At 62.4% G+C, this 695-nt stretch carries 1 pseudogene; it reads left to right on the top strand.

What is annotated here, in order from left to right:
- Positions 1 to 394 precede the first annotated feature (394 nt).
- Positions 395 to 695: pseudogene (locus tag KUM32_RS37580) on the top strand (hypothetical protein); the annotation flags it as partial.

Below are 695 nucleotides of genomic sequence, written 5' to 3' on the forward strand. Positions count from 1 at the left end.
CCCGCCCGCGAGCGGCCGGGCGTTGCGCCCGGCCAGGCGGTGGTCAGACCTCTGATCAGCGTCTGTGACGGCACCCCTTCGGACCCGGTGACACCACCCCCCAGGTCATCTACTTCGACAGGGGGCAACAGCCATACCGGGCCCGGAGGCCAGCGGCCCTCTTGCAGGACCGCGAAGAAGATAACGGGGCTTCCCCCGTCTTTTTGGGATGTGCGGCTTCTTCCTCCCGGGCGCCGGCCGCGTGCTGGTGAACGGCCTCTCGAGTGTCAAGTAACCTTCGAGCGTGTACACCTGACACGGCACGCCGTGGACAAAGGTTAAGTTCTGTTGTAGCGTCTGTGTGTGACGGAAACGGCATAGCGTTTCCGAGTGACACGATGAGTGGGAGGCTTCCTTGTTCGAGTTCGAACCGAGCACTGAGACGCGCCGCATGGATCTTGTGGGCATTGCGGAAATCGCCGAGCTGTCAGGTATGACCCGACAGGCGATCACCAACATGCGTAGCCGAGACGCGCACTTCCCCCTGCCGCTGGTCGAGCTCCGGAGCGGGCCGGTATTCAGCGGGAGCGCTGTTCGAGATTATCTCGACCGTCGCGGACGGTCGAGCCAGCCAGTAGTAACTCCCTCTGTGCAGCGAAAGCGTACGGAGAGATTCAATCCGTTGGACCGAATCAATTTGGCCTGGAGTGTGGAAC

It is taken from the genome of Streptomyces sp. AC627_RSS907 (assembly GCF_019049165.1).